Source organism: Rhizobium sp. WW22 (genome assembly GCF_047041135.1).
Taxonomy (GTDB): Bacteria; Pseudomonadota; Alphaproteobacteria; order Rhizobiales; family Rhizobiaceae; genus Rhizobium.
In genome coordinates, this window is sequence record NZ_CP178198.1 from 945,597 (window position 1) to 968,614 (window position 23,018).

The following is a 23,018-nucleotide window of genomic DNA, read 5'->3' on the forward strand; positions in this document are numbered from 1 at the left end:
GAACCGGCTCAAGAACGCACACGTGCCCTAACGCGAAAATCGCGTTCGGTCGCCAACTTGCCGGCTGTCTGGAAGCATGCCGAATTATGGTAACCAATTCCTTTACGATGGCTCATTCTTGGATATTCATTGAAAAAAGGGATAGTTTTAACGCCCCACCTATTCGGGCAAGCAAAGCCGTTAAAGAGCAAATCCGGCCGACAATTGGTCGCAAGCCCCACGGTTGTTCACTTTTCCGTGTAGGTTCCGCTAATTTAGGGCAACGGCAAAAATAAGGCCGAGTACGGCAGCGGAGCCTAAATTGCTCAAAACTGCTTTTGACGTGAAAAGGCCCGGCCTGAATAAACAGGCCGGGCCTATCGAATTTCAATCCGCGTTGGACTGAGCTACGCGCTCAGCATCAGATCCATGTTCTGTACGGCTGCACCCGATGCGCCCTTGCCGAGATTGTCGAGCAGGGCAACGAGATTGACCTGCGCTCCGCCCGGCGTGCCGAAGACGAAGAGCTTCATCGTATCCTTGCCGGCGAGCTCGACGGCGTTGACGCGGGGCAGGGCGCGGCTCTCATCGAGCGAAACGACTTGAACGATATCCTGACCGGCATAATGCTCGACGAGCGCGGCATGAATGCTTTCCAGCGTCGAGCCTTCTGCGAGATCGCCGAGATGCAGCGGCACCTGCACGATCATGCCCTGCGGGAAGCGGCCGACGGAGGGGGAGAAGATCGGCGCGCGCTCCAGCAGGCCGTGCGTCGTCATCTCGGGCACATGCTTGTGGGTCAGCGGCAGGCCGTAGAGGAAATGCGGCGCGGTGATCGCATCCGGATGGTCCGGATTTTCCATCTGGGCGATCATCTGCTTGCCGCCGCCGGTGTAGCCGGACACTGCATTCACCGTCACGGGATAGTCCGTCGGAAGGATGCCGGCGGCGCGTAGCGGCCGGATGACGCCGATCGCACCCGTCGGGTAGCAGCCGGGATTGGCGACGAAACGTGCTGCCTTGATCTTGTTGCCCTGGTTGCTGTCCATCTCGGCAAAGCCATAGGCCCAGTCTGGATGGATGCGGAAGGCCGTCGAGGTGTCGATGACGCGGACATTGTTGTTGCCCGCCACCATCTTCACCGCTTCCTTCGACGCGTCGTCGGGCAGGCAGAGGATGGCGATGTCGGCGCTGTTCAGCATGTCTTCGCGCATGGCGGCATTGCGGCGTTCGGCTTCGGGAATGGACAGCAGCTCGACATCGCGGCGGTCGGCCATGCGCGTGCGGATCTGCAAGCCCGTGGTTCCGTGTTCGCCATCGATGAAGATTTTCGGTGCCATCTTATTCCTGCTCTTTCAATAGGTTGAGAATGTTTCCGGACTCAGTTTGCCATGCAGTTGATTCAATTTCATAACGGCCGCTTCGGGAGCGGCAGGGCGACTTTCGAAAACCGTGGCGCCTCTCCCGAAATCATGTCTCAGCGACCGCTTGCACGTCGTTCGGCGTGGAGACCGAGCATATACATCGCCACGGTCGCTCCCGCAATGGCGGTGATGTCGGCGTGGTCGTAGGCAGGCGACACTTCGACGACATCGGCACCCCTGATGTCGAGCTGATGCAGGCGCTGCAGCACCGATAGGATCTTGGCGCTGGAAGGGCCTCCGGCGACCGGCGTTCCCGTGCCCGGAGCAAACGCCGGATCGAGGCAATCTATATCGAAGGTCAGATAAGTCGGCGCGCCCTTGGTATGCGAGATAATCGTCGAAGCGATGTCGCCGGCGCTCATATCCTCAACCTGATGGCCATGGAGGAGCTGGATACCAAAATCGTCGGGCGCATGTGTGCGGATGCCGATCTGGATGGAGCGGTCGGGATCGATCAGCCCGTCGCGTACGGCGCGAGCGACGAAGGAGCCGTGGTCGATACGCCTGCCGTCATCGAACCAGGTATCCTGATGGGCATCGAATTGTACCAACGCCAGTGGCCCGTGCTTGGCGGCATGAGCCTTCAACAGCGGCCACGTGACGAAGTGATCGCCACCGAGTGTCAGCAGGAAGGCGCCGCTGTCGAGGATCGTCGCAGCCTGTCTTTCGATTGCAGCGGGCGTATCCTGATGATTGCCGTAATCGAGCAGGCAGTCGCCATAATCGATGACGGCCATCTCGGCGAAGAGATCGCGGTTGAATGGATATTGCGGATCGTTGTCGAAGATCGCCGAGGCACGTCTGATCGCCTGCGGCCCGAAGCGCGTTCCCGGCCGGTTCGAGGTGGCGGCATCGAAGGGGATGCCCCAGACCACGGCATCGGCGCCTTCGAGCGATTTGGTGAAGCGGCGGCGCATGAAGGAGAGCGCGCCGGCAAAGGTCGGATCGCTGGCAGCCGAGGTCAGACTTGCCGCGGTGAAGGCATGGTCAATCGATGTGCTCGGCAAGGGCCTCTCCTTTACTTGCATGAAAGTCGTAGGCCCGTTCTATCCTGCCTACGCGCACCTTGTATTCTTCATACCAGTGCTCGCGGCCGAGTTTCTGCGCGGCCAGATGCGACACGACGTTCTTCCAGGCGAGGATGCTTTCCTCGTCACGCCAGAAGGAGTTGGTGATGCCGAAGCCGCCAGGCTCCCTGACGCTCTCAATCCCAAGAAAGCCGTCCTGTGCCTTTGCCAGTTCTTCCATGCGGTCGCCCATAGAACCATAGCCGTTGTCGCCTTCGGTGCGGAGCGACGCGAATGTGACGATGTAATAGGGCGGCTCGGGAGTGGCGGCGAAACGCGATGAAGTACTCTTGCTCATGGTGTTTCTCCGGAGAGCGGTCAAATCTCGAAATTCGGGCTGGAATCGTAAACTAAGATCCGACGACTATTTGCCCGATCGAGCGGTGCATTGATACGCCTTTTTCACGCAGGCGATCTGCGGCGTCGAGCAATTTGCCTGTCCATCGGTCACGACACAATAGGAGCAGCTGTCGTTGAACTCGCGACAGTCCGCGTTTGCCTGGAGAAAATCCTTCATGCTTTGCATGTCCACGACCTTGTCGGCTGGGGGAGTTGGCTGGGCATCGTCGCATAGAGCCGGTGATGCTAGGCCGATCAAGAATGGAAGCGAAAAGATGAGGCTGCGCATTGAACTCCCCAGATGCTTGTAGGGGGACTCTGCCATAAAAAGCATTTCCTGCCTTGGCAAATCTGCATCATTTCAATGCTGCAAAGAAAAAGGCCGGGGAAACCCCGGCCTTTCCAATAATCCGATCTCGGATAAGCGATTAACGCTTGGAGAACTGGAAGGAACGACGTGCCTTTGCACGGCCGTACTTCTTACGTTCGACGACGCGGCTGTCGCGGGTCAGGAAGCCGCCCTTCTTCAGCACCGAGCGCAGGCCCGGCTCGAAGTAGGTGATCGCCTTGGACAGGCCGTGACGAACGGCACCGGCCTGGCCGGAGAGGCCGCCGCCGGCAACGGTTGCGATGATGTCGAACTGGCCGTCACGGGCAGCTGCGACGATCGGCTGACGCAGGATCATCTGCAGAACCGGACGGGCGAAGTAAGCCGTGTAGTCCTTGCCGTTGACGATGATCTTGCCGGAGCCGGCCTTGACCCAAACGCGGGCGACGGCGTCCTTGCGCTTGCCGGTCGCGTAGGAGCGGCCGAGCGAGTCAACCTTGCGGACGTGAACCGGAGCAGCAGCTGCTTCCGAAGTCGTGCCGAGGTCCTTCAGGGAGGAGAGGTCAGCCATTATCAGGCGCTCCTTACGTTCTTCTTGTTCAGCTTGGCGACGTCGAGGACGACCGGCTGCTGAGCTTCGTGGGGATGGTTGGAGCCGGCGTAGACGCGCAGGTTCTTCATCTGGCGACGGCCGAGCGGGCCGCGGGGAACCATGCGCTCGACGGCCTTCTCAACGACGCGCTCCGGGAAGCGACCTTCGATGATCTGGCGAGCCGTACGCTCCTTGATGCCGCCGGCATAGCCGGTGTGCCAGTAGTAAACCTTGTCTTCGTACTTCTTGCCGGTGAAGACGACTTTGTCGGCATTGATAACGATGACGTTGTCGCCGTCGTCGACGTGCGGCGTGAAGGTAGCCTTATGCTTGCCGCGCAGACGCATTGCGATGATAGAAGCGAGACGGCCAACGACAAGCCCTTCGGCGTCGATGAGAACCCACTTCTTCTCCACCTCTGCAGGCTTCTGGGAGAAGGTTGCCATGTTGCATACTCTCTTTTAGGACCCTTGGCCCGAAGGCGTCTGGGCGTTTCTTGTTGCTTGATTTGGCTCGCATGGATGCGCGCCAAAAAGAAAGCAGCCCGGAAAGGCTGCGATCTGAGGCGGCTTATAGATCGATTAAGAGCCAGGGTCAATATCGCCTAATTGGTAGGCTGTAAAAATTATAAATTAAAATCAATGAGTTATATATGTGGTAAAGTAAAACCACATAATTTATCGTCACCCAGCCGCAAAACCAGCACTCCGCCAGCGATAATGGCGCCGGCAATATAACGCCAGATGCTGGACCGTTCCTTCAAGATGACGACGGATATCACCAAAGCGAAGAGGATCGAAGTCTCGCGCAAGGCGGCGACCATGGCGACCGGCGCCTTCGTCATCGCCCACAATGCCAACCCGTAGGAAGCGATCGAGCCGCCTCCGCCAATAAGCCCGCGCCACCAATTATAGCGGACGTGGGCGGCGACGGCATTGAGGCCGCGTTGCGATATTGCCCAGGCGAATAGGAGGATGGGCGGCAGGAGCGCCATCCATAGGATATAGGATACCGAATTGCCCGACGCCCGCGCACCGATACCGTCGACATAGGTGTAGGTCGCGATAACAACGGCATTGGCAAGGGCCAGGACGATCGCCCGGCGGCTGCCCTTTCGGGCCTCGAAGGCAAGCGTCAATATGCCGGCGCAGATGGTCATGGTTCCGATCAATGCGCCGCCCGAAAGAGTTTCCTTCAGGATGAAACTGCTTGTCGAGACGATGATGAGGGGGGCTACACCGCGCATCAGCGGATAGACCAGCCCGATATCGCCGGCACGATAGGCTGCCGCCACAAGCTGGAAATAGGCAAATTGCAGGATGGCCGAAGCCCCGATGAAAGGCCAGGCAGCTGAGGCCGGCAAAGGCAGAAATGGCAACAGGGGAAGGGCCGCAGCTGCGCCGCCTGCCGAGACCAGTGCCGCATCGAGCGATTTATCGGTTCCCGCCTTGATGATCGCGTTCCACGTCGCATGCAGCAGGGCGCCGAAAAGGACGAGCGCGATAACGTCGAGAGACACGGAAAACCTCGCGATTTCCAGGCGCAGGGCAGCGCTTGGCATTTTGTGGGAATGCGGCTTCCATATGATCCGCAATGCATCGAAAAGCAACGAAATATCGGCAACTTTGAAGGCTTGTTCCACCTGCGGTGATCGATAGCCGGCATTGGGAGTCGCGTTCTCGTTGTGTTCCATATTGTTCGCGTTTATATTATAAATAACTAATTTATTAGAGTATGAAGCGCGAACAAATATCGCATGTCCTGTGAACGCGGGAGTAGCATTAGACACTTCTTACTTAAAAACGACAGAGCGCGTCGGACGGTCGCACCGCTGCTTATCGTCAGGAACAATGGTGTTCGCCATAAGATTGCTGTTTGGCGGTCCGCGCCACCGTAAATTCTCGCATGAGCGAGGACGGATAATTCTACAGCAGCTGAAAAATATTACAGTTAATAGCTGCCGTCACCAATCAGAGTCGATAAAAATCGCCTATATTCCAAGTATAGGATCGAGAAGCGGACAATTTTCTACATATCTCATTGCGCGAGTTCGAAAATTATTCTGTGGAGAACTTATGAGGTATGTAGATGTTCCATGTTCGCAATCGGTTCTCAGGTGAATTCATTATTCATGCGTATTTTCTAAATTACATGTGAATAAATAGAGAACAAAGATTGCATTTCCTGAGAACGCAACTTTCCGGGCGCACAAAAGTGACTAAAAGCGCTTTGAAGAATGGCCTCCGGACAGCCTCGCGGAAAATACGAGGATGCCTATAGTGCCGAAAGCGCACAGTGCCGATTGCAATCATAGATTGTGATAGGTGGTCATCGCGACGAGCGCATGAATCGTCCACCACATCCCGTTCGAGCATACTTCGATCAGCGCCGGAAAATCAAATCGTCGTCATCCAGATCGGTCGTCGGACGGCATATATAAACCGGGCACGAGGCCCGATCTTTGGTGGGCAGATAGTCCTGATAGGCATAAAAGCCCTGGTCACACGCTCCGCTGTCGGCGACATAGCGATCATAGAGCGTCATTTTCGGCGTTCTCTTGGCAGGATAGCGCATAATGACCGCGCGCTCCCGGTTGATGACAGTCCTCGCTTCGGCGCAGGTCATGGACATGGAATTGTAGCGCGAGATAGCCAGGGCTGGCGTTGCGACCGATGTAACGAGCAGGCCGAGCAGGATGATTTTTTTCATCTGAGTAATCCTCCCTGAAGTTGCTATAATATACTATACGCAGAGACCGCCATTGCGGTTTCCGTATTTATGGCAAAACGCAAGTGTGATCGGAGCGGGAGGCTTCGTGATGAACCACGACAGTTATGACGATTCCTATATAGCCGATATCCTCTTGTCCGTGAGGACCATCGCGCTCGTTGGCGCTTCGCCCAATCCCGCACGTCCGAGCAACGGCGTAATGGCCTATCTTTTGAACAGGGGCTATCGCGTCATTCCCGTCAATCCCGGGCAGTCCGGCAAGGAAATTCTGGGGCAGTGGGTCTATGCGCGTCTGGCCGATATCCCCGAGCCCGTGGATATGGTCGATGTTTTTCGGGCGCCCGAATATCTCCGATCGGTGGTCGAGGAGACGATCATGATCGAGCCGCGGCCGCCGGTCATCTGGGGGCAACTCGGCGTGCGTGACGACGCCGCCGCGGCACGAGCGGAGGCGGCGGGCGTAAGGGTCGTGATGGATCGTTGCCCGGCCATCGAATATCCGCGCCTGGTCGCCTGATCGAGATTACAGGGGATCGACGGCATCCGGCCGTTTATCGCGCGATCTCACCGAAATATGGCAAGTTTTTTCCGCGAGCCGAAAAGCACGGCAAAGTTCGCGGTTAACTTTCATATGCCAGGCGTTATGCTTTTCCCGTTACCAACAAAATCCGGCGGGAGGAAAGATATGCCAGCAAACAACCCAGGTTTCGACACGCTTGCAATCCATGCCGGCGCGCAGCCGGATCCGGCGACAGGCGCGCGCGCAACGCCGATCTACCAGACGACATCCTTCGTCTTTCAGGATGCGGATCATGCAGCCGCGCTGTTCGGATTGCAGCAATTCGGCAATATCTATACACGCATCATGAACCCGACCCAGGCCGTGCTGGAAGAGCGGGTGGCTGCCCTCGAAGGCGGCACTGCGGCTCTCGCCGTCGCCTCCGGTCATGCCGCGCAGCTCCTCATCTTCCATGCCATCATGCAGCCGGGCGACAATTTCGTCGCGGCCAAACGGCTTTATGGTGGTTCGGTCAATCAGTTCGGACAATCCTTCAAGAGTTTCGACTGGCGGGTCCGCTGGGCCGATTCCGCCGATCCTGCGACCTTCGAAGCGCAGATCGACAGTCGCACCCGCGCCGTCTTTATCGAAAGCCTTGCCAATCCGGGCGGTACCTTCGTTGATATCGCCGCCATCGCGGCCATCGCGCACAAGCATGGCCTGCCGTTGATCGTCGACAATACTCTCGCAAGCCCCTATCTCATCCGACCGCTGGAGCATGGCGCCGATATCGTCGTGCATTCCCTAACGAAGTTCCTCGGCGGCCATGGCAATTCCATGGGCGGCATCATCGTCGATGGCGGCACTTTCGACTGGTCCGCCTCGGGTAATTATCCCATGCTGTCTTCACCGCGCCCGGAATATAACGGCATCGTGCTGCATGCGACCTTCGGCAATTTCGCTTTCGCCATTGCCTGCCGCGTGCTGGGCCTGCGCGATCTCGGACCAGCCATCTCGCCATTCAATGCCTTTCTGATCCTGACGGGCATCGAAACGCTGCCGCTGCGGATGCAGCGCCATTCCGACAATGCGGCTGCCGTTGCGCGCTGGCTGAAGGGGCAGGAGAAGGTGGCATGGGTCAACTATGCCGGCCTTGAGGAAGATCCCAACCACGCGCTGCAGCAGCGTTACTCGCCGAAGGGCGCCGGCTCCGTCTTCACCTTTGGTCTGAAGGGGGGGTATGAAGCGGGCAAGGGGTTGGTCGAAGGCCTGCAGTTGTTCTCGCATCTTGCCAATATCGGCGACACGCGCTCGCTCGTCATCCATCCTGCTTCGACGACGCACAAGCAGCTGAGCGACGAACAGAAGGTCGCAGCCGGCGCCGGCCCGGATGTGGTACGCCTCTCCATCGGTATAGAGGACGTCAAGGATATCATCGCCGATCTGGAGCAGGCACTGGCGAAAATCTGAGGACGGCACCGGCAGGAAGCCGAAAAAGCAGCAGGGGTTCTTTGATCTCGCCGAATTTCATGTTTGTCTCGATCCGCGCTCGCCGATTGGCGGTCGCGGATATTTTTTGATGTGGCGAAACGTGACCGACGGGGGATCTGAGTGGCAGGCTATGTGCAACTGGATGTCGATGACGTTGAGCCCGAGCTCGGAGCGCCCGCAGCGGATCGTCTCATTTCGGGAGCTCCGATCTTCCGAACGTGGAACATGGATGAGGCCGATGGCGGCCTCTATGCCGGTATCTGGGAAGCAACGCCGGGCAAATGGAGGGTCGTCTACGACGAATGGGAATATTTCCATATCCTCTCCGGTTATTCTATTGTGACGGGTGAGGATGGGAAGGCCTTCCATCTGCGTGCAGGCGACCGTCTTATCTTGAGGCCGGGCTTCAAGGGGACCTGGGAAGTTATTGAAACGACTCGCAAGGATTACGTGATCCGTCTCTGACGATGCTCTTGAATCAGAACATGAAGTTCGCGTTCATGCGCCCTTTGGCGCAGCTTGATTCACGCCCTTCCGCAACGGCCGCAATGATTGCCGCAGGTTGTGTCACTGCCGCTTCATTAAACTGTCATCAAACTGAAACAATGCGTCTTTAGAGCCAAGGCTGTCGCCGGGAGATTTCAGGCGGGGAGGTTCGTTTACCATGGCAAGCCTCGCGCCGGTCTTCTGCTCGCCATCCTTTCATTCACTTGAGGAAGTGAGTCTATTATGCTTAACCTGAAACTCCGTTCGCTTTGCCTGACTGCAGGCCTTATCGCGGCTATGTCCGCTTCGGCCTCCGCTGCCGACATCACGGGCGCTGGCTCGAGCTTCATTGCACCGGTTCTGTCCAAGTGGGCCGAAGGCTACAAGGCTGCGACGAACAACGTCGTCAACTACCAGTCGGTCGGTTCGGGCGCCGGCATCAAGCAGCTCCTCGACAAGACCATCGTATTCGGCGCTTCGGACAAGCCGATGAGCGACGCCGACCTCGAGAAGAACGGCATTGCCCAGTTCCCGATGATCTCCGGCGGTATCGTCGTTTCCTATAACGTCGAAGGCGTAAAGCCGGGCGAACTCGTTCTCGACGGCAAGACGCTGGCCGACATCTTCCTCGGCAAGATCGCCAAGTGGGACGATGCAGCCATCAAGGCTCTCAACCCGGAAGTGAAGCTGCCGTCCACGCCGATCTCGGTTGTTTACCGCGCCGACAGCTCGGGCACGACCTTCAACTTCACCGACTACCTGGCGAAGGTTTCGCCGGAGTGGAAGGAAAAGGTTGGCTCGAACACGGCTGTTGAATGGCCGGTCGGCTTCGGCGCCAAGGGCTCGGAAGGCGTTTCCACCACCGTCAACCAGACGGCTGGCTCGATCTCTTACGTTGAATATTCCTATGTCGTCGCCAACCACATCGGTTTCGCGAAGATGAAAAACTCTGCCGGCAAGGTTATCGAGCCTAGCCTGGAAACCTTCAAGGCTGCCGCTTCCAACGCCGATTGGGCCAAGGCCAAGAACTTCAACCTGATCATCACCAATCAGCCGGGCGAAAAGAGCTGGCCGATTGCCGCTTCGACCTGGGTTCTGCTCTACAAGAAGCCGGCTGATGCTGCTAAGAATGAAGAAGCACTGAAGTTCTTCAAGTGGTCCTATGAGCATGGCCAGAAGGACGCGACCGCGCTGTCTTATCTTGCGGTCCCGGATAATGTTGTCGAGATCGTCGAGAAGTCTTGGAAGACGGACTTCGGCACGAAGTAATTTGTGCTAGGCGAAAAAGTTGCTGCGGACAGGGTATTTCCCTGTCCGCCTTTCGTGACAAGACAAGGGGAAATCGATGGCTGACGCGACTCAGATGGCTGGCTTCCAGGCAGTGAATACCTCCGCCGCGACCAGAAAATTCCGGATACAGGATCGGATTTTCTATTTCATGACGCTTGGCTCGGCTATTCTTGTCGTGCTTCTGCTGCTGGCGATCCTCGTGGTTCTTGTCATCGATGCCTTGCCCACATTTCAGACCTTTGGCTTGTCGTTCCTTTGGGGCACAAAGTGGAGCGCGCCGGCAGATATCTATGGCGCCGTCCCTGCCGTAGTCGGTACGCTGGTGAGTTCGTTCATCGCCATGTTGATTGCCGTTCCCCTGGGCATCGGCATCGCCATCTTCCTCACGGAACTTTGCCCCGGCAGCCTGCGCCGTCCCATCAGCACGGCCATCGAGCTTCTGGCGGGCGTTCCCTCCATTATCTATGGCATCGTCGGCCTGTTCATTCTCGTGCCGCTGATGCAGAACAATATCCTGCCTTTCCTGATGGGGACTGTCGGTCAGGTGCCGGTGATCGGCCTGCTGTTCCAGCCGCCGGCGCCGGGCGTCGGCCTGCTGACGGCAAGCCTCGTGCTGGCCGTCATGATCCTGCCGTTCATCACCGCGATCTCCCGCGACGTGTTCAGCACCGTGCCGCCGATGCTGCGCGAATCCGCCTACGGCATGGGCATGACCACATGGGAAGTGGCTCGCCACATCCTGATCCCCTATACACGCCGCGGCCTCGTCGGCGGCATCATGCTCGGCCTCGGCCGCGCGCTCGGCGAAACCATGGCCGTCACCTTCGTTATCGGCTCGGTGAGCCGTCTGCAATCGTCGATCATCTCGCCGTCCACCACCATTTCCGCCCAGATCGCGAACAATTTCGGCGATGCCGACGGTCTGCAATTGTCGAGCCTGATTGCGCTCGGCCTGCTCCTGTTCGTCCTTTCCTTCTGCGTGCTTGCGCTGGCGAGATGGATGATCGGCCGCGGCGACGCGCACTGAGGAAAAAACCATGGACAATGCAATTCGTCAGAACCTCGTGTCGAGGCGTTATGGGAAGAACCGGGTGATGATGGTCTTGTGCTTCATCGCGGCCGTCCTCGGCATCTTCTTTCTCAGCGTGATCCTTGCGACCCTGCTTTATCGCGGCATATCGGCGCTCAGCCTCGACGTGTTCACTATGTCGATCCCAGCCCAAGGCTCGCGCGGCGGTCTGATCAACGCGATCTACGGCACCGTGCTGGTCACGGGTCTCGCGATCGTGATCGCCGCGCCGATCGGCATTCTTGCCGCCACCTATCTTGTGGAATATGCCAACGGCAGCAAACTTGCCGAGGCTGCCAAGTTCCTCAACGACATCTTGCTGTCCGCGCCCTCGATCATCATCGGCGTGTTCGTCTACGGCGCGGTGGTCGTGCCCATGCATGGCAACTCCGCTATCGCGGGCATACTTGCGCTGGCGCTGATCGCGCTTCCGGTCGTCAACCGCACGACACAGGACATGCTGTTGCTGGTGCCAAACGCGCTTCGTGAGGCGACTGCAGCGCTCGGCGCTCCGCGCTGGAAATCCATGATGATGGTGGTTTACCGTTCCGCCTGGACCGGCATCCTCACCGGCATCCTGCTGGCCATCGCCCGCATCAGCGGCGAAACCGCGCCATTGCTCTTTACGGCCGGTTACAGCAAATTCATGAATACAGACCTGACCGGTCCGATCGCCACGCTGCCGGTTGCGATCAATACGCTCGCCGCCGATGCTGGCGAGGATCTCAAACAACTTGCCTGGGCGGGCGCGCTGATTATCACCGTTGCTATCCTTGCGCTTAACATCCTTGCCCGTGTCTTGAGTGGGCGCCGCCAGTGACGCAGCCGCCGAACGATAGGAATGAGACCATGAACATGAGCGACAGCAATTTCCAGAGCGTCAACGCACAGCCGGGGAAGGATGCTGCTTCCCAGTCGGATCTCGGCCTGGCGAAACTTGAGGTGAAGAACCTCGATTTCACCTATCAGAACGGCCATCGCGTTCTGAAGAGCGTGAATATGAACATCCGCAAAAACGCGGTCACCGCCTTCATCGGCCCTTCGGGCTGCGGCAAGTCCACGTTGCTGCGCACCTTCAACCGCATGTACGATCTCTATCCCGGGCAAACGGTTGCGGGCGAGATTCTGCTGGATGGCCGCAATATCCTCACCAAGGACGTCGATCTGAACGATCTGCGCGCCAAGGTCGGCATGGTGTTCCAGAAGCCAACGCCGTTCCCCATGTCGATCTATGAGAACGTCGCTTTCGGCATCCGCCTCTATGAGAAGGTCTCCAAGTCGGAAATGGACGCCCGCGTCGAGGCGGCGCTGACGGAAACGGCGCTGTGGAGCGAAGTCAAGGACAAGCTGCACCAGAGCGGGCTTGGCCTTTCCGGCGGGCAGCAGCAGCGCCTCTGCATCGCTCGCGCCATCGCCATTCGTCCCGAAGTCCTGCTGCTCGATGAACCGACCTCGGCTCTGGACCCGATCTCGACCGCTAAGGTCGAAGAACTCGTGTCGCAGCTGAAGGGCGACTTCACCATCGTTATCGTCACGCACAACATGCAGCAGGCGAGCCGTATCTCCGACAGCACTGCCTTCATGTATCTTGGTGAGTTGATCGAATACGGCCAGACCGAGCAGATCTTCCAGGCGCCGAAGGTTAAGCGCACGGAAGACTACATCACCGGTCGTTACGGCTGATACAGCTGGACATTGCTGCCAAATTTGCGAAAGCGCGCTATTCAGGCGCGCTTTTTGCGTTGAGGAATGGCCGTCGTGTTGGGCGGCTATGCAATTTGGTCAAACCAAAGCCGATAGAATGGGGTGCGCCGAACAAGCCGGTCACATCCTTGCGAGCGTACCCATACGCCGCAAGGCGTGGATCTGGTCGTCGAGGGTCGGCACCAGTTCGCCATCGTTCGCCGCAGACGTTGCGTCAGGCTCCCTGGCAGTCTCGGTTTCGTTAAAGAGGATGGTGCAGTTGCGGCCCGCGCGTTTCGCGGCATAAAGCGCACGGTCTGCGAAAGAGATAAGACGATCCCAGCTGACGGTATCGTGCGGCATGATCGAAACGCCGATGCTGACGGTTGCCGGCACCAGCGTGCGGCCGGCAAGCAGCGGTACCCGGCAGAAATCAGCGCGGATGGTTTCCGCCAGCGCTTCTGCCTGGGATTGATCGTCTATCGGAAGGAAGGCGACGAATTCCTCACCGCCCATTCTGCCGAATGCACCGCTGCGCGGCACGAATTGACGGGCAATGCGGGCAAACTCGACCAGAACCGCATCGCCCGCCTGATGGCCATGGCGATCGTTGATCTTCTTGAAATGATCGAGATCGAATAGCAGGGCGGCAAGCATTTGCGGTTGTTGCTGCCCCTTGCCGACGAGGATCTCGTAGCTTTCTTGAAGCCCGCGCCGGTTCAGAACGCCCGTCAAAGTATCGGTGATGGATATTGCCCGCCAGCGACGCTCGGCGCGTTCCATGAGAAGCTTGCCGTTGAGAACGATGGCGATGATGATGAGCAGTCCATAGCCGAGTGCCATGTAGCCGCGATAGATCATGGCCTCTTCAAGTGAAGGGGCAGCAAGCACCATCCACAGAGCAGAACCGAAACAGAAGCAGGCGAGCGCCACGAAGACGATGCCGAGTTGCCCGCGCGCCGGCTCCCGTCGGCCGTCGCCTGGATGCACGGCGAAAGCTAGCAAGGTCGCGCCGACTGCGCCCGCGAGATCATAGACGATGACACGATTGGCGAAATTGCCGGTGACCCAGGGAAGGCTGACGCCGATTACCCAGATGGCGGGTGGCAGAAATGCCGACCATTCCAGCCTACGCTTGTCCATGAAGCGGAATCCGACGATCCAGGCGCTCTCGCCGAGCAGGGCCACGGCATTGCCGATCTGGATCGACCATATATCGGGGATGAGACCTCGAGCGGCCACCAACGCGAATCCTATGGCGCTGACGGTGAAGCCCAGTGCCCAGATCAAATAGGCTGGGGATTTGCGATCATGCCGCCAGGCGAGAAGGAGAACGGTCGCCAGCGTTATGGCTTCCGAGCACCAGATGGTCAGGCCTGTTGTCATATTCAGCACGATCGGACGCCTCCGCTGTTTTCGGCTACCGGCGCAAACTGCGCGACGATTTCCGTGTTCGTTTCATCCTTGCCCAATAAGATGGCAAGTTCCTTAAGTGCCTTGGTAAATTTTGCCTGTGCTGAAGATGTGCGTCGGCCCGATCCGGGCCTTCACGCTTCCTTCACCTTGCGATCTGGAAATATGGTGAGTAGCAGCTTGCGTGTCGCTGTAGCACCTTGGCATTCGAGGAGCCGCAGTTAGAAATGCTTTGTGAACGCTTCGCGGGTCATTAGAGCTTTTTGACGTTATGCTTTCGGGCGTCTTGAAGTGAAGGGCAGGGACACTCTATGTAGGAGTAAAGGATTTTTACTCCGATTCCCGGCGTTTCCGTCGCCGGGACAAGTTTGATAAAGGACGCACATGAGAAATCCAGTCGATACAGCTATGGCTCTGGTGCCGATGGTTGTCGAGCAGACCAACCGCGGGGAGCGGTCTTATGACATTTATTCCCGCCTGCTGAAGGAACGCATCATTTTCCTGACCGGACCGGTCGAAGACCATATGGCGACGCTGGTGTGCGCACAGCTTCTCTTCCTTGAGGCCGAAAACCCGAAGAAAGAAATCGCCCTTTATATCAATTCGCCGGGCGGCGTCGTCACCGCGGGTATGGCAATCTACGACACGATGCAGTTCATCAAGCCGGCCGTTTCGACGCTCTGCATCGGCCAGGCTGCCTCGATGGGATCGCTGCTTCTGGCCGCCGGTGACAAGGACATGCGTTTCGCAACGCCGAACTCCCGGATCATGGTTCACCAGCCTTCGGGCGGTTTCCAGGGCCAGGCTTCGGACATCGAACGCCACGCACGCGACATCATCAAGATGAAGCGCCGTCTCAATGAGGTTTACGTCAAGCATTGCGGCCGGACCTACGAAGAGGTCGAGCAGACGCTCGATCGCGACCATTTCATGTCCTCCGATGAGGCCAAGGAATGGGGTCTGATCGACAAGGTGCTGACGTCGCGTACTGAAATAGAAGGTGAAACCGCCTCGTGATTATCCACTAGGCGGTGACTTCTACGCCACAGTTCTATCCCATTTGTGATCGAATAGGGGTTTAATGTGGAGCAGAACGCGGTAATAGTACGCATTAATGCTATGTAGCGTTTTTATGACATAGCATTCGGCATTCGAAGGGGGATCGTTGCCACGCAGTTCCGGTTTGGTTGCCTGGCCTGCGTTCAGTACCCTGAAGGGCGCCGCGATCTGCAAACGAGGGGCAGGTCCGGCGGGCGCATAGAGTGGACCGCGATTTCAAGTTGGAAATTTGCGGCGTGCTGGAAGGAAAGTGATATGAGCAAAGTCAGCGGCAGCAACGGCGGCGACTCAAAGAACACGCTTTATTGTTCGTTCTGCGGTAAGAGCCAGCATGAAGTCCGGAAGTTGATTGCCGGACCGACCGTATTCATCTGCGACGAGTGCGTCGAGCTATGCATGGACATCATCCGCGAGGAAAACAAATCCTCGATGGTGAAGTCTCGTGACGGTGTTCCGACCCCGCAGGACATCATCAAGGTTCTTGACGAATACGTCATCGGCCAACGGCAGGCGAAGAAGATCCTCTCCGTAGCCGTTCACAACCATTACAAGCGGCTCGCTCACGCATCGAAGAACGGTGACGTCGAGCTGGCGAAGTCGAACATCATGCTCGTCGGCCCGACCGGCTGCGGCAAGACCTATCTTGCCCAGACGCTCGCCCGTATCATCGACGTTCCCTTCACCATGGCCGATGCGACGACGCTGACCGAAGCAGGCTATGTCGGCGAAGACGTCGAAAACATCATCCTCAAGCTGCTGCAGGCTGCCGACTACAACGTCGAGCGCGCACAGCGCGGTATCGTCTACATCGACGAAGTCGACAAGATTTCCCGCAAGTCGGACAATCCGTCGATCACGCGCGACGTCTCGGGCGAGGGCGTGCAGCAGGCGCTTCTGAAGATCATGGAAGGCACCGTGGCTTCGGTTCCCCCGCAGGGCGGCCGCAAGCATCCGCAGCAGGAATTCCTGCAGGTGGACACGACCAACATCCTCTTTATCTGCGGCGGTGCGTTTGCAGGCCTCGACAAGATCATCTCCGCCCGCGGCGAAAAGACCTCGATCGGCTTCGGCGCGACCGTCAAGGCACCGGATGACCGCCGCGTCGGCGAAGTGCTGCGCGAGCTGGAGCCGGAAGATCTGGTGAAGTTCGGTCTCATCCCGGAATTCATCGGCCGTCTGCCCGTTCTGGCGACGCTGGAAGATCTTGACGCGGATGCGCTGATCCAGATCCTGTCCGAGCCGAAGAACGCGCTGGTGAAGCAGTATCAGCGCCTGTTCGAGATGGAAGATGTCGAGCTGACCTTCCACGAGGATGCTCTGCGCGAAATCGCCCGCAGGGCGATCGTCCGCAAGACGGGTGCCCGTGGTCTGCGCTCCATCATGGAGAAGATCCTCCTCGATACCATGTTCGAGCTACCGGCGCTGGAAGGCGTGCGCGAAGTGGTCATTTCCGAGGAAGTGGTTCGCGGCTCGGCCCGCCCGCTCTACATCTATGCCGACCGGCAAGAGGAGAAGGCCAACGCAACGGCCTGATCCATCATCTGTGATCACGAATCGGGGGCTCGTCATCGACGGGCCCCTTTCTGTTTGAAAAATCGCACGGTTTGCTGATAAAGTCTTGGATAAGCTTAAGGGAATGCCGTCGGAACCGGTTGTGAAGAGCCCCTGCTGCAGCCATGATGGCATGATTCTGGAGCACGAGGCGGACAGGGCGCAGGCCCGGCGTTTTTCTTCGGATCTTAACGTCGCCGGCAGTGTTCGAGTTGTCGGGCTTTGGTGTTTTGTTGTTGCGTTCCTCCTTGCGGATATGCGGGATCGTTGCCTTGTGGCGGGCGTTTCCTGTGACTTGAAATAGGCAGTGTGAAGCTCCACTTGTTTACCAAGTGAGAGAGCCGGCTAACTCCCCAAGCCGGCAGAGAGCCCGGGAACGGGACGACGGAAAGGAAATGACATGAGTAAGAAAACGTCTGCGGCACACGACAGCATTGCCTATCCGGTATTGCCGTTGCGCGACATCGTGGTCTTCCCCCACATGATCGTGCCTCTGTTCGTCGGACGGGAGAAATCCATTCGCGCGCTGGAAGAGGTCATGGGGTCGGACAAGCAGATCATGCTCGTCACCCAGATCAATGCCAGCGATGACGATCCCGCGCCGGACGCCATCCACAAGGTCGGTACCGTTGCAAATGTCCTGCAGCTGCTGAAACTGCCCGACGGCACCGTCAAGGTGCTGGTGGAAGGCCGTGCGCGCGCAGAAATCGACGAATATACCGGCCGTGAAGACTTCTACGAAGCCCTTGGCCATGTCCTGCATGAGCCGGAAGAAGACCAGGTCGAGCTCGAAGCTTTGAGCCGCTCCGTCGTTTCCGAATTCGAGAGCTATGTGAAGCTCAACAAGAAGATTTCGCCGGAAGTGGTCGGTGCAGCCAGCCAGATCGATGATTATTCGAAGCTGGCGGACACCGTTGCATCGCATCTTTCGATCAAGATCACCGAAAAGCAGGAAATGCTGGAAACCACCAGCGTCAAGGCTCGCCTGGAAAAGGCGCTCGGCTTCATGGAAGGCGAGATTTCGGTTCTGCAGGTCGAGAAGCGCATCCGCTCGCGCGTCAAGCGCCAGATGGAGAAGACGCAGCGCGAATACTATCTGAACGAGCAGATGAAGGCGATCCAGAAGGAGCTCGGCGACGGCGAAGAAGGCCGTGACGAGATGGCCGAACTGGAAGAGCGCATCTCCAAGACCAAGCTGTCGAAGGAGGCCAAGGAAAAGGCCGATGCCGAGCTGAAGAAGCTCAGGCAGATGAGCCCGATGTCGGCTGAGGCGACCGTGGTGCGCAACTATCTCGACTGGCTGCTGGGCATCCCCTGGCACAAGAAGTCGAAGATCAAGGCCGACCTGAACAATGCCGAGAAGATCCTCGAAGCGGATCATTTCGGCCTGGAAAAGGTCAAGGAACGGATCGTCGAATATCTGGCCGTCCAGGCTCGCGCGACGAAGATCAAAGGCCCGATCCTGTGCCTCGTCGGCCCTCCGGGTGTCGGCAAGACCTCGCTCGCCCAGTCGATCGCCAAGGCGACCGGCCGTGAGTATGTCCGCATGGCGCTCGGCGGCGTTCGCGACGAAGCCGAGATCCGCGGTCACCGCCGCACCTATATCGGCTCGATGCCCGGCAAGGTCATCCAGTCGATGAAGAAGGCGAAGAAGTCCAACCCGCTGTTCCTGCTCGACGAGATCGACAAGCTCGGCCAGGACTATCGCGGCGATCCGTCCTCGGCTCTGCTTGAGGTGCTGGACCCCGCGCAGAACTCGACCTTCATGGATCACTACCTGGAAGTCGAATATGACCTGTCGGATGTGATGTTCATCACGACGGCGAATACGCTGAATATCCCTGCGCCCTTGATGGACCGCATGGAAGTCATCCGTATCGCCGGCTATACCGAAGATGAAAAGCGCGAGATCGCCAAGCGGCACCTGCTGCCGAAGGCCATCAAGGAACACGCGTTGCAGCCGGAGGAATTCTCGGTCACCGACGGTGCCCTGATGGCGATTAGCCAGCAGTACACCCGCGAAGCCGGTGTTCGTAACTTCGAGCGCGAATTGATGAAGCTCGCCCGCAAGGCGGTCACCGAGATCATCAAGGGCAAGGTGAAGTCGGTTGCCGTTACGGCGGAGAATATTTCCGACTATCTCGGCGTGCCGCGCTTCCGCCATGGCGAAGCCGAGCGCGACGATCAGGTCGGTGTTGTCACCGGTCTTGCCTGGACTGAAGTCGGCGGCGAGCTGCTGACGATCGAAGGCGTGATGATGCCGGGCAAGGGCCGCATGACGGTCACAGGCAACCTGAAGGAAGTCATGAAGGAATCGATCTCGGCGGCCGCCTCCTACGTCCGCTCGCGCGCTGTCGATTTCGGCATCGAGCCGCCTCGCTTCGACAAGAGCGACATCCACGTGCACGTGCCGGAAGGTGCGACGCCGAAGGATGGTCCGTCGGCCGGTGTCGCCATGGCAACCGCAATCGTCTCGATCATGACCGGCATCCCGGTTTCCAAGGATGTTGCCATGACGGGTGAAATCACGCTGCGCGGCCGTGTGCTGCCGATCGGCGGCCTGAAGGAAAAGCTGCTCGCGGCACTGCGCGGCGGCATCAAGAAGGTGCTGATCCCGGAAGAAAACGCCAAGGATCTGGCGGAGATTCCGGACAACGTGAAGAACAGCATGGAAATCATCCCCGTGTCGCGCATGGGCGAGGTGATCAAGCACGCGCTTGTTCGCCGTCCTGAGCCGATCGAGTGGGATGGCACCGTGGAAACGCCTGTGATCGCAACGGTCGAAGGCGTCGACGAAGTGGGTTCTACCATCGCTCATTGAGCCCCTTCGCCTCAATTCTGTCGAATTGACATAAATGGACGAAAAGACCGGCATTTTTGCCGGTCTTTTTTTGTGAAAAGCGTATGGCAACGCTTGCTTTTCCTTGATTTGCAGGGCTTTTGGGGTTGCGGCGGGTAAGAGCATTGCTATTTTGCGCCCCGCTTACTGATAAGTCGTTTCATACCAGAGAAAGGGGTGGAAACATGAACAAGAATGAGCTCGTGTCCGCAGTGGCCGAGAAGGCCGGTATCACGAAGGCTGACGCTGCTTCCGCTGTCGACGCTGTTTTCGATACTGTCCAGGCCGAACTGAAGAAGGGCGGCGACATTCGCCTTGCTGGTTTCGGCAGCTTCACCGTTTCTCACCGTGCAGCCACCAAGGGCCGTAACCCGTCTACCGGCGCTGAGGTCGATATTCCTGCCCGTAACGTACCGAAGTTCACGCCCGGCAAGGGCCTGAAGGACTCGGTCAACAGCTAATTCGTTTCACCCGCTGCGAGGCTTTAGCCTTGCGGGGTGGACAAGATTGGGGCCCGCAAAAGCGGGCCCTTTTTATGGGTGATTTCCGATCCGAAATCGCCATCCCGCATCGGGCCAGATGAACGCCGATGTGCTCATGCGATGCTCCAACCGGAGCTATCGGGCGCTGTCGATGATCTGGCCACCATCCGGCGTCAGACTCGAACCCGTGATGAATCTCGAATCGCTACTGGCAAGGAACAGGACGACGGGTGCGACATCGTCTTCGGGTGAGCCGAAGCGGCCAACGGCATTCGTTGGCGGAGGAGTGTCGGGACTTGCGCCCCAAGTGTTGGCTACGGGCAGGAGGTTATTGACGGTGATATTGTCCGGACCCCATTCGCGGGCAGCGGATCTCGTGAGCGCGCGTATGGCCTCCTTGGCGAGGTTGTATGGCCCGTAAGGGGATATGCCGAGAATGCCTGCCAGAGACGCAAAGTTGATCACACGGCCTTCTCCGCTGGCTTTCAAGTATGGATAGCAGGCCTGCATGGTTCGCAGATATGCAATCGGGCCCATATCGAAGTTGCGTTGCAATTGTTCTATGGAGAGATCGAGGATCGAGGAGTGAACAACGGTCGGGTCGAATGCGACATTCACCAAAATATCGATCCCTCCGAATGTCCGCACCACCTTTGCCACTGCCTCGGCGATCTGCTCGCCGTAACTGAGGTCACAGACCACGCCGAGCGCGGTTCCTCCCTTGGATTGGATGTGAGCGGCAACCGCATTCACGTTGGCTGGGGTGAGCGACAATACCGCGACCTTCGCGCCTTCCGCCGCAAAGAGTTCTGCCGTGGCACGTCCGATGCCCCTGCCGGCACCGGCGACGATAGCCACTTTTCCGGTTAGCTTTCCCATTCGATTTCCTTTCGGGTTCGGCAATTAGAGCGCCATCGCAAATGCGTATGGTGAGGGAATTTCGCGTCCCGCGTTCTGCGTGACGAAGGAGGTTACGAGCAATGCCAGTCCGACTACAGCCGGCAGAGCGCCTACGGGTTTTCGAACGCCAATGTGAGCAAGTCCGGAAAGCAGGAGGTGAAACAACATGCCCGCATAGGCCAGATCGCTGATGGCGACGTTGAGCCGCGATAGAATAGCGGCAACGGCGGCGAGCTTCACGAAAGTCAAAAGGTGGACGAGATAGCTTGGGTAGCCGAACCCGAGGATCGTTTGCCGTACCCACTCGGTTTTGACGACGTAGGTCACGGCGGAGGCCAGATACAGCAGGACAAGCAAGGCCGTTGCGGCCCAGTAAACATAGACTTCAGACATGGGATATTCGTTGCCGCCGAATGGCTCCGGCAGCTTGCTCCGTTTCAAGATTTTCGATGTCCGGAATGGCGATCCGCCATTTCTCCGGTCTGCAGATCGAAAATGTGATATTAAATGAATCTATACAAGTAGGATGAATTTGGCGTGGTAAGTATTGAAAACCAGACTAATGAGCCAGGCATCAATATGCATGAGGAGATGCGCCGAGCGTTCACACTGCTCTCCGGAAAATGGAAGCTGGAAATCATGTGGCTTCTCAACCAGCGGATCTATCGCTTTAACGAGCTGCGCAAGGCCATCCCAGGCATCACGCAGCACATGTTGACCACGCAATTGCGGGAGCTGGAGGCTGATGGTCTCATCTCACGCACTGTCTTTGCCGAAGTTCCGCCTCGGGTGGAATATGAAATCACGGCGAAGGCAAGGGGACTTGGACCTACCATGGAAGCCTTGACCGTGTGGTGGAGCGAATATGGGCGAAGCATACCCGAAAGGACGACAACTCGCGGCCGAAAACAAACCTCGAAAAAATAGATGCCTGCTCCAAACCGCGGAGCCGGCGTCGGATGACTGCTTGAGGTGCGAGGCAGCGCCACGACCACAGCTTCGGCTGATGAGCTTTGCTACCGAAGTGCAGAGTCAGAGCAGCGTCCGGCCGCCATTGACCGCAAGTTTCTGGCCGGTGATGAAATCTGCCTTGCTCGAGGCGAGGAAGACGACGGCATCGGCGATATCTTGCGGCCTGCCGAAATGGGCAAGCGGCGTCTGCGCGAGATAGCCGTCCTTGGCCTGCTGCGACGCTTCTGCATGACGCTCGACCGGGATCCAGCCGGGAGCAATGAGATTGACGGTAATGCCTTCCGGCGCGAGCTCCCTTGCCCAGGAGCGCGTCATCGAGAGCATAGCGCCCTTGGCAGCGGCATAATTGCCGAAATTAGGATTGCCGAGTTCCGCGACTTCGGAGCCGATATTGATAACGCGGCCGGATTTGCGCGCCCGCCAATCGGGGAGCACGGCTTGGAGCAGCTCCAGAGGCGCCTTGACGAAGAACTCGAGCTGATCGAGATAGGTCCGCCAGGATTGCTCCATGAGCGGCATTTCCGGCTGAGGGCCGGTCGCATTGTTGACGATGAGATCGACCGGCCCGAGCGACGCCTTGATCTTTTCCAGACCGTCCGCAAGCTGGTCCTTGTCAATCACGCTGAATTTTGCGGCATAAGCCTGCCCGCCGTGCTGTCGAATAGCGTCGACGATCTTCTCGGCCCCCTGAGTGTCGCTCGCATAGTTGACGGCGACGGCCCAGCCGGCCTCAGCAAGCTGCAAGGCGATTACGGCGCCAAGGCCGCGCGATGCCCCTGTTACCAGCGCTACTTTCATTCTCTTCCCTCTCCTCGGTTTGGCCCT

At 58.2% G+C, this 23,018-nt stretch carries 24 protein-coding genes; 12 read left to right on the plus strand and 12 right to left on the minus strand.

Translation table 11 applies throughout. The features are described from left to right. Positions 1-386: 386 nt before the first annotated feature. The 8 genes from argC to ACK83U_RS04810 all read right to left on the minus strand — a co-directional run bounded on the left by argC (position 387) and on the right by ACK83U_RS04810 (position 6,438). The gene (argC, locus tag ACK83U_RS04775) at positions 387-1,319 is read right to left on the minus strand and encodes an N-acetyl-gamma-glutamyl-phosphate reductase (RefSeq protein ID WP_112410617.1); all 933 of its coding nucleotides are present in this window, start codon (positions 1,317-1,319) and stop codon (positions 387-389) included. Positions 1,320-1,456: 137 nt separating this feature from the next. Further along, complete coding sequence (gene speB, locus ACK83U_RS04780) at positions 1,457-2,410, minus strand: agmatinase (RefSeq protein WP_112607205.1); 954 nt, start codon at positions 2,408-2,410, stop codon at positions 1,457-1,459. Beyond that, positions 2,391-2,768, minus strand: a complete 378-nt coding sequence (locus ACK83U_RS04785) for an antibiotic biosynthesis monooxygenase family protein (RefSeq protein WP_112607203.1) — start codon at positions 2,766-2,768, stop codon at positions 2,391-2,393. Before ACK83U_RS04785 ends, speB begins: the two co-directional genes overlap by 20 nt. A 66-nt stretch (positions 2,769-2,834) precedes the next feature. Next, positions 2,835-3,098: a hypothetical protein gene (locus ACK83U_RS04790; RefSeq protein ID WP_041677343.1), complete on the minus strand. Its 264-nt coding sequence runs from the start codon at positions 3,096-3,098 to the stop codon at positions 2,835-2,837. Positions 3,099-3,237: 139 nt separating this feature from the next. Then, on the minus strand, positions 3,238-3,708 hold the full coding sequence (rpsI, locus tag ACK83U_RS04795) for a 30S ribosomal protein S9 (RefSeq protein ID WP_075852256.1): 471 nt from the start codon (positions 3,706-3,708) through the stop codon (positions 3,238-3,240). Positions 3,709-3,710: 2 nt separating this feature from the next. Beyond that, positions 3,711-4,175, minus strand: a complete 465-nt coding sequence (gene rplM, locus ACK83U_RS04800) for a 50S ribosomal protein L13 (RefSeq protein ID WP_004122374.1) — start codon at positions 4,173-4,175, stop codon at positions 3,711-3,713. Between the two features lie 200 nt (positions 4,176-4,375). Beyond that, a complete protein-coding gene (locus ACK83U_RS04805) occupies positions 4,376-5,248 on the minus strand; it encodes an EamA family transporter (protein ID WP_412474833.1) in 873 nt (290 codons plus the stop codon). A gap of 863 nt (positions 5,249-6,111) precedes the next feature. Next, the gene (locus tag ACK83U_RS04810) at positions 6,112-6,438 is read right to left on the minus strand and encodes a hypothetical protein (RefSeq protein ID WP_112414676.1); all 327 of its coding nucleotides are present in this window, start codon (positions 6,436-6,438) and stop codon (positions 6,112-6,114) included. Between the two features lie 109 nt (positions 6,439-6,547). On the opposite strand from ACK83U_RS04810, the gene ACK83U_RS04815 reads away from it, so the two are divergent. The 7 genes from ACK83U_RS04815 to pstB all read left to right on the plus strand — a co-directional run bounded on the left by ACK83U_RS04815 (position 6,548) and on the right by pstB (position 12,977). Next, positions 6,548-6,976: a CoA-binding protein gene (locus tag ACK83U_RS04815; protein WP_112337558.1), complete on the plus strand. Its 429-nt coding sequence runs from the start codon at positions 6,548-6,550 to the stop codon at positions 6,974-6,976. Positions 6,977-7,144: 168 nt separating this feature from the next. Beyond that, complete coding sequence (locus ACK83U_RS04820; RefSeq protein ID WP_112607201.1) at positions 7,145-8,428, plus strand: O-acetylhomoserine aminocarboxypropyltransferase; 1,284 nt, start codon at positions 7,145-7,147, stop codon at positions 8,426-8,428. Between the two features lie 141 nt (positions 8,429-8,569). Beyond that, positions 8,570-8,914, plus strand: coding sequence for a cupin domain-containing protein (locus tag ACK83U_RS04825; protein WP_112607199.1), 345 nt, complete (start codon positions 8,570-8,572; stop codon positions 8,912-8,914). A gap of 264 nt (positions 8,915-9,178) precedes the next feature. Then, the gene (gene pstS, locus ACK83U_RS04830) at positions 9,179-10,204 is read left to right on the plus strand and encodes a phosphate ABC transporter substrate-binding protein PstS (RefSeq protein WP_112337555.1); all 1,026 of its coding nucleotides are present in this window, start codon (positions 9,179-9,181) and stop codon (positions 10,202-10,204) included. A 76-nt stretch (positions 10,205-10,280) separates the two neighbouring features. After that, the gene (gene pstC, locus ACK83U_RS04835; RefSeq protein WP_112607197.1) at positions 10,281-11,252 is read left to right on the plus strand and encodes a phosphate ABC transporter permease subunit PstC; all 972 of its coding nucleotides are present in this window, start codon (positions 10,281-10,283) and stop codon (positions 11,250-11,252) included. A gap of 10 nt (positions 11,253-11,262) precedes the next feature. Then, positions 11,263-12,114 (plus strand): phosphate ABC transporter permease PstA, encoded by an 852-nt coding sequence (gene pstA, locus ACK83U_RS04840; RefSeq protein ID WP_112337553.1) that lies wholly within the window; start codon positions 11,263-11,265, stop codon positions 12,112-12,114. A gap of 29 nt (positions 12,115-12,143) precedes the next feature. Next, entirely contained in the window at positions 12,144-12,977 is an 834-nt protein-coding gene (pstB, locus tag ACK83U_RS04845; RefSeq protein ID WP_081598367.1) for a phosphate ABC transporter ATP-binding protein PstB, read from the plus strand. 141 nt (positions 12,978-13,118) lie between these two features. Here the strand turns inward: pstB and ACK83U_RS04850 are convergent, their stop codons facing one another. After that, complete coding sequence (locus ACK83U_RS04850; protein WP_112607195.1) at positions 13,119-14,372, minus strand: GGDEF domain-containing protein; 1,254 nt, start codon at positions 14,370-14,372, stop codon at positions 13,119-13,121. Positions 14,373-14,774: 402 nt separating this feature from the next. Here ACK83U_RS04850 and clpP point away from each other — a divergent pair, with 402 nt between their 5' ends. The 4 genes from clpP to hupB all read left to right on the plus strand — a co-directional run bounded on the left by clpP (position 14,775) and on the right by hupB (position 20,300). Beyond that, positions 14,775-15,407, plus strand: a complete 633-nt coding sequence (gene clpP, locus ACK83U_RS04855) for an ATP-dependent Clp endopeptidase proteolytic subunit ClpP (RefSeq protein ID WP_015339477.1) — start codon at positions 14,775-14,777, stop codon at positions 15,405-15,407. Between the two features lie 297 nt (positions 15,408-15,704). Continuing rightward, positions 15,705-16,982, plus strand: a complete 1,278-nt coding sequence (gene clpX / locus ACK83U_RS04860; RefSeq protein ID WP_015339478.1) for an ATP-dependent Clp protease ATP-binding subunit ClpX — start codon at positions 15,705-15,707, stop codon at positions 16,980-16,982. A gap of 418 nt (positions 16,983-17,400) precedes the next feature. Beyond that, entirely contained in the window at positions 17,401-19,821 is a 2,421-nt protein-coding gene (gene lon / locus ACK83U_RS04865) for an endopeptidase La (RefSeq protein ID WP_112337550.1), read from the plus strand. 203 nt (positions 19,822-20,024) lie between these two features. Beyond that, positions 20,025-20,300 carry a DNA-binding protein HupB gene (gene hupB / locus ACK83U_RS04870; protein WP_015339480.1) on the plus strand — a complete coding sequence of 92 codons (276 nt, stop codon included), beginning with the start codon at positions 20,025-20,027 and terminating at the stop codon, positions 20,298-20,300. Positions 20,301-20,456: 156 nt separating this feature from the next. On the opposite strand, the gene ACK83U_RS04875 is transcribed toward hupB, so the two are convergent. Both ACK83U_RS04875 and ACK83U_RS04880 read right to left on the minus strand, forming a co-directional pair. Beyond that, on the minus strand, positions 20,457-21,200 hold the full coding sequence (locus ACK83U_RS04875) for an SDR family NAD(P)-dependent oxidoreductase (RefSeq protein WP_112607193.1): 744 nt from the start codon (positions 21,198-21,200) through the stop codon (positions 20,457-20,459). Positions 21,201-21,224: 24 nt separating this feature from the next. Further along, entirely contained in the window at positions 21,225-21,614 is a 390-nt protein-coding gene (locus ACK83U_RS04880) for a DoxX family protein (protein ID WP_412474834.1), read from the minus strand. Between the two features lie 153 nt (positions 21,615-21,767). Between ACK83U_RS04880 and ACK83U_RS04885 the strand changes: the two genes are divergently transcribed. Next, positions 21,768-22,148 (plus strand): winged helix-turn-helix transcriptional regulator, encoded by a 381-nt coding sequence (locus tag ACK83U_RS04885; protein WP_183872460.1) that lies wholly within the window; start codon positions 21,768-21,770, stop codon positions 22,146-22,148. A gap of 105 nt (positions 22,149-22,253) precedes the next feature. Here the strand turns inward: ACK83U_RS04885 and ACK83U_RS04890 are convergent, their stop codons facing one another. Then, positions 22,254-22,991 (minus strand): SDR family oxidoreductase, encoded by a 738-nt coding sequence (locus ACK83U_RS04890; protein WP_112607187.1) that lies wholly within the window; start codon positions 22,989-22,991, stop codon positions 22,254-22,256. Positions 22,992-23,018 lie beyond the last annotated feature (27 nt).